A 5,205-nucleotide genomic window follows, 5' to 3' on the forward strand; every position below is an offset into this window, starting at 1 on the left:
GGTCTGGTCGTGGTGCTCGTCGGGGTCGGGGTCGCGGGTATCGGTGGGGGCGTCCTTGGGGGCGCCCCTGGAGGGGCCTGCGCCGTCGGAGACGGAGGCAGAGGCGGAGGCGGAGGTGACGGTGGTGGCAGCGGCCGAGACGCCGACGGTGGCCTTCTCCGCGCCCGCGCCGGTTTTCGCGCCCGCGCCTGCCTCCGCATCCGCGCCGGCCGCGGCCTTCTCGTCGGCCCCTTCGGCCCCTTCGACCCCGTCGGCCTCCTCCGTCGCCTCAGCCGTCGCGCTCGCCCGGCTCCCCTCTGTCTCCGTAATCTCGCCCCCCGTACCTTCCGCCGCCGGCACCTCCGCCAGCCGGCCCGTCCACCGGCGCGACACCCAGGCGATCCCGACGAGCACCACGACCAGACCCGCCTTGAGCAGCAGCAGCCACCCGTACGTCGTGTCGGTCAGCGCGCGCCAGGTGCCCACCTGCCGCCAGGACTGGTAGAGGCCGGTGGCGACCAGCACCAGCACCGAGCCGAACGCGATCCGCGAGAAGCGGCGTACGGCGGCCCGCTCCACGGGCGGCCCCCAGTACAGGGACGCCACCAGCGCCGCCAGTCCGCCGAGCCAGGTGGCGACCGCGAGCAGGTGCAGCACGTCGACCGGCATCGCGACCGCGGTCTGCAGACCGGTCGAGGCGTGCTCGGCCATCGCCCAGGTCGCGGCGAGCCCGGCCGCGATGATCAGCCCGCCGACGCCGAGCCCGAAGGCGAGTTCCTTGCGCTGCTTGGCCGACGCCGTGGCATCCCGCGGCTCCTCGCCCGGCTCCGCCGGTTCCTGCGTCCGCGCGTACGCCCCGAAGAGCACCGCCACGAGCAGTGCTGCGGCGGCGAGCAGCAGCAGCCGGGAGACCAGCGCCGCACCCGGCTTGGTGATCAGGACCTGCTGGAGGCCGCCGAAGTCGAAGACATCGGTGAGATCGCCGGACCCGGTGTAGGGGGTGCGCAGCAGCAGCATCGCGACGGTGGTGCCGGTCAGCAGTGCCCAGCCCTGGACGACCAGCCGCTGCACGGACCGGACGAGGGCCGCGGCCGGCCGGCAGGCCACCACGAAGGCGGCGCCGCCGACCAGCAGCACGAAACCGGTGTACGCCAGCGCCCGGGCGATGCCGTAGAGCGCGCCCACCAGGCCGCCGCCGGCCTTCTGCACGGGAACGGTGGCGGTGGTCTTGGAGGGCGCGCCGACCGAGAAGGTGAAAGCGCCGGAGACGGGGTGACTGTCGGCGGAGACCGCCTGCCAGGCGACGGTGTACGTACCGTCGCCGAGCCCCGCCGGCAGCCCCGCGCCGTATTTCACGACGTTGCCGCTGCCCAGCTTGCGCAGCTTGCCGCGGTCCACCCGCTTGCCCTTCGGGTCCAGGACCCGGATGGAGTCGTCGCCCATGGCGACGCCCTCGGAGAAGGTGAGCGCCACCTGCTCCGGGGCGTGGTCCACCACCGCACCCTGCGCGGGGGTGCTGCCGGTCAGCGCGGCGTGCGCCGAGGCCGGGGCGGCACCGCCGAGCCCGCCGAGCAGGGCGCCCGCCAGCGCCACCGCGACGACCAGCAGGCGCAGCACGGCGGACCGTCGAGGCCGAAGCCCGGTGGTGACCATAGTGATCGCTCCCCTTACTGCGTCTGCTGGGTTGTCCGGGGTGAACCGGCCGGTGCCGTCTCCTGGGAGCCGGCTACTTCTTCGGTGCGTAGGTGGCGGCCTTGACCGGGACCTCCACCTTGATCGGTTTCGCGGTGGCGAAGTGCAGCTCGACGGTGACCTTGTCGCCCTCGGCCGGCTTCCTCGTCAGGCCCATGAACATCAGGTGGTTGCCGCCGCGGCCGAGCGCCAGCTCCCCGTTGGCCGGTACGGGCAGGGAGTTGACCTGCTCCATCTTGGTGCCGACCGTTTTGTGCAGCGAGATGTCCTTGGCCAGGTCGCTGGTGACCGAGGTGAGCTTGTCCGCGGTGCCGCCGCTGTTCTTGACGGTGAAGTACGCACCCGCCATGTCCTGGGTGACCGGCTGCGGCATGTACGCGTCGGCAACCTCGAGCTTCGGGGCACTGTCGCCGCAGCCCGCCAGCACGAGACCGGTGGTGAGGGTCAGGGCGGCGGCGAGGGTGGTGCGGCGGTTCACGGGTTCTGTCCCTTGACGATCTTCGGCAGGGCCTTGGTGTAGTTGTCGGAGGTCGCCTCCTGCATGCCCATCCAGTGGATCTTGTCGTCCTTGGGGGAGCTCAGCAGCACCTGCGCGCCATGGGTGGAGACGACATCGCCGTTCTTCTTCTTGACCGGCTTCTCGATGCCGATGTTCACGCTGCGCGCGCCGGCCTGGATGGTGTCGAACTTTCCGGTCAGCCCGGTGAAGTCCTTGTTGATGCCGCCGAGCCACTTCTTCAGGGCGGCCGGGGTGTCGCGCTCCGGGTCGGAGGTGACGAAGACCACCCGCAGGTCCTTCTGTTCGGCCTTCGGCAGCTGCTTCACCGCGACCGCGATGTTGGCCATCGTCAGCGGGCAGACGTCCGGGCAGTTGGTGTAGCCGAAGTAGATCAGCGTGGGGTGGCCCTTGGTCTGCTTCAGCAGGTCGTACTTCTTGCCGCTGGTGTCCGTCAGGACGAGATCCGGCTTCGCCATCGGGCTGTCGAGCGTGACGATCGGCTTCGCGGCGGTGCCGCCGGAGACCTCGGCGGCGGGCTTGTTCTGGTCGTCGCCGTTGCAGGCGGTGAGGCTGAGGGCCGCGGCCGCCGTGAGGGCGGACGCCAGCAGAGTTCTTCTACGCATTGCAGACAAATCCTGTAAATCCTGTGTAGTGAATCCCGGGTGGCCGGGAGGGGCCGGGCCGGCACGGTCGAGCGCCGGCCCGGCCGGTGATCAGGCGCCGCGGCGCCGGCCGGCGAACACGCCGAAGCCGACTCCGACGATGCCGACGACGATGCCGATGGCGCCGAGCACGCGGGCCGTGGTGTCGCTCCCGGAGGACGCGTCCGCGGCGGCCGTGTTCCCGCCGTCCTTGGCCTCGCTCTTGCCGGCGGCGGCGCCGTGGCCGTCCGCCTCGGCCGCGGTGAGCTTGAGGGTCGGCGCCGGGTTCTCCGGCTCCGGTGCGCCCTCCTTGGAGGGCTCGATCCAGCGCACCACCTGCTTGTCGTCATACGTCTGCAGGGCCTTGAAGACGACCTGGTCGGCGTCCTTGGGCAGTTGCCCGACGGAGAGCGGGAACTGCTGGAACTGGCCCGGCTCGACACCCTTGTCCTCGGCCGTCCACGTGATCTTCGAGGGCGCCTCGGTGATCTTCTCGCCCTCCATCTCGATCGGCTTGGGGAGCTTGGCCTTGGTGATCGACACCTTCCAGCCCGGCACCGGCTGCGGCATGACGGACGCCAGCGGGTGGTCGGTCGGCAGTGTGACTTCGAGCTTCACCGTCGAGGCGTCGTCGCGCTCGTTGGGCACCTTGAAGTTGACGGTGGCGAAGCTGCCCTTGGCGGCCGCCTCCGGCTGCACGCTGACGTGTGCGAACGCCGGTCCGGCCAGTAGCAGCACGCCGCCGGCCGCGAGGGTGCCCACCAGCGGAAGCCGGCGCGCGTAGCGCCGCGTCCGCGACGACTCCGGCTGCTGCTGCGACTCCGGCTGCTGCGACGGCTCCGCCGTCGCTGAGTTGCTCGACATCGAAAAACACTCCACAGGAAGGAGAAAGGTGCTGATAACGGTGCAGGTGGCGCGCGTACGGCGACGGCGCGCGAGCCCGTACCTCTCCTGTCGGAGCGTGGTTCGCGTGACGTCAGGCCGCGAGGGCGAGGGTGGGTGGCCCGCGCCTGATCACACTGTGGTGGAGTGCGGGGTCCTTCGGGCCGGGTTTGTCATCCCCGTACGAAACGGGGGCACGCAGCGCCTCGTCGTGCGCCGCCGCGAGGTCCGCGAGCAGGGCCCGAGCCAGCCGGAGCGCCCCGCGCACCGCGCCTGCCAGCGTCTGCACCGTGCTCTCGTACGCCGCCGGCGCCGACAGCCGGACCAGCCGCCACAGCGCCGCCTCGCCCCGCCGCAGCAGCCAGCCGACGGCGAGCGCGGCCAGCAGATGCCCCAGCAGCATGGGCAGCGAGGACAGCAGGGCGTCGGGCACCGTGGGGCCCGGGGCCGGGCCGCCGGCCATCGGGTGCCCCGCCGGAGCGGTCAGCCCGGCGGCCGATGCCGTGTCGAAGCCGCCCGAGCCGAGCATCCGGCGCGCCTGTGCGCCGTCCATCCGGCCGCCGCCGAACCCGCACATGACATGGCGGGCGAGCGCGATCGCCGCTTGGTCCGAGAGCCCGCCGGAGCCGTGGCCGCCGCGGACCATCGCGGGTCGCGGGCTCTGGCCCCAGGCGAAGAGGGTGTGCAGGCCGAGCTGCCCCACGGCGAGACCCGTGGCGATGCCCGGCAGCGAGCGCTCCCGTCCGGCCAGCGGTGCCGCGATCGCGAAGATCACGGCAGCGGCGACGCCCAGCGTCCACAGCGGGACGGGGGCGCACGAGGCGGCGACGTGCCCGGCCGCGGACAGCCCGACACAGGCCGCGGCGAAGACCGCGGCCCGCAGCAGCCGGAGATCGGCGGCCGCGCGCGCTGTGGGGGCGGGCGGGGGAGTCATGGCGGCGCCATCATCCCACTGCACTTATGGGCGGCCTACGGCAGGGCGGCTGGGCGGCCTACGGCAGGGCGGCGCCAAGGGGCGCCTCCCGGGGCGTCCGAGGCGGCCGGCGGGGCGCGCAAGGGCGCATGGGAGGCGCTGCACCTACACCGATGCGCTCACTTTTCGCATCCGCCGAATGAGCGGTATCACGTCCCGGACATGCTTACGGACCTTGAGGCACGGCAATAGGTATCGATATGTCGAGCCGCGGCCAGGAGGCTGGAGCGATGAGCATCTGGTGGTCACTCCATTTGCGGCGCGAGGCCGCGAGCGTCCCGCTCGCCCGTCGTCTGCTGCTGGGCACGATGGAGACGGCGGGCGTGGACCCGGACATCTGCTATGACTTGGCGGTGGCCCTCTCCGAGGCCTGTGCCAACGCCGTCGAGCACGGCGGGGACGCCGCCTCCGAGGACTACCGCGTCACGGCGTTCATCGACGGCGACACCTGCCGTATCGAGATCACCGACTCGGGTCCCGGCTTCCGCCCCCGCCCGCCACTTGAGGATCTTGTCGAAGCTGACGACCGCGCCGGGCCG

The 5,205-nt window shown here is 72.2% G+C and carries 6 protein-coding genes; 1 reads left to right on the forward strand and 5 read right to left on the reverse strand.

Going from position 1 to position 5,205, the window contains the following annotated elements; all coding sequences use genetic code 11:
- The 5 genes from EST92_RS30945 to EST92_RS30965 form a co-directional block, all read right to left on the reverse strand.
- Positions 1-1,632: copper resistance protein CopC (locus EST92_RS30945; protein WP_129283977.1), on the reverse strand; the 1,632-nt coding region annotated here is incomplete at its 3' end.
- A 73-nt stretch (positions 1,633-1,705) separates the two neighbouring features.
- A complete protein-coding gene (locus tag EST92_RS30950; protein WP_129283978.1) occupies positions 1,706-2,149 on the reverse strand; it encodes a copper chaperone PCu(A)C in 444 nt (147 codons plus the stop codon).
- The gene (locus tag EST92_RS30955) at positions 2,146-2,793 is read right to left on the reverse strand and encodes an SCO family protein (protein WP_129283979.1); all 648 of its coding nucleotides are present in this window, start codon (positions 2,791-2,793) and stop codon (positions 2,146-2,148) included. The genes EST92_RS30950 and EST92_RS30955 overlap by 4 nt, the downstream gene beginning before the upstream one ends.
- Positions 2,794-2,883: 90 nt before the next feature.
- Positions 2,884-3,675, reverse strand: coding sequence for a YcnI family protein (locus tag EST92_RS30960; RefSeq protein WP_254069181.1), 792 nt, complete (start codon positions 3,673-3,675; stop codon positions 2,884-2,886).
- Positions 3,676-3,787: 112 nt separating this feature from the next.
- Positions 3,788-4,627 (reverse strand): hypothetical protein, encoded by an 840-nt coding sequence (locus tag EST92_RS30965; RefSeq protein ID WP_129283980.1) that lies wholly within the window; start codon positions 4,625-4,627, stop codon positions 3,788-3,790.
- A 269-nt stretch (positions 4,628-4,896) separates the two neighbouring features.
- On the opposite strand from EST92_RS30965, the gene EST92_RS30970 reads away from it, so the two are divergent.
- A partial coding sequence (locus EST92_RS30970; RefSeq protein WP_135789085.1) for an ATP-binding protein occupies positions 4,897-5,205 on the forward strand: 309 nt, incomplete at its 3' end.

It is taken from the genome of Streptomyces sp. TM32 (assembly GCF_004122755.1).
GTDB classification, from domain to species: domain Bacteria; phylum Actinomycetota; class Actinomycetes; order Streptomycetales; family Streptomycetaceae; genus Streptomyces; species Streptomyces sioyaensis.

What these genes read in the sequence shown, in the direction of transcription:
- EST92_RS30960 (WP_254069181.1), bottom strand. Translation starts at nt 3,675, where the DNA reads ATGTCGAGCAACTCAGCGACGGCGGAGCCGTCGCAGCAGCCGGAGTCG.
- EST92_RS30955 (WP_129283979.1), bottom strand. Translation starts at nt 2,793, where the DNA reads ATGCGTAGAAGAACTCTGCTGGCGTCCGCCCTCACGGCGGCCGCGGCC.
- EST92_RS30965 (WP_129283980.1), bottom strand. Translation starts at nt 4,627, where the DNA reads ATGACTCCCCCGCCCGCCCCCACAGCGCGCGCGGCCGCCGATCTCCGG.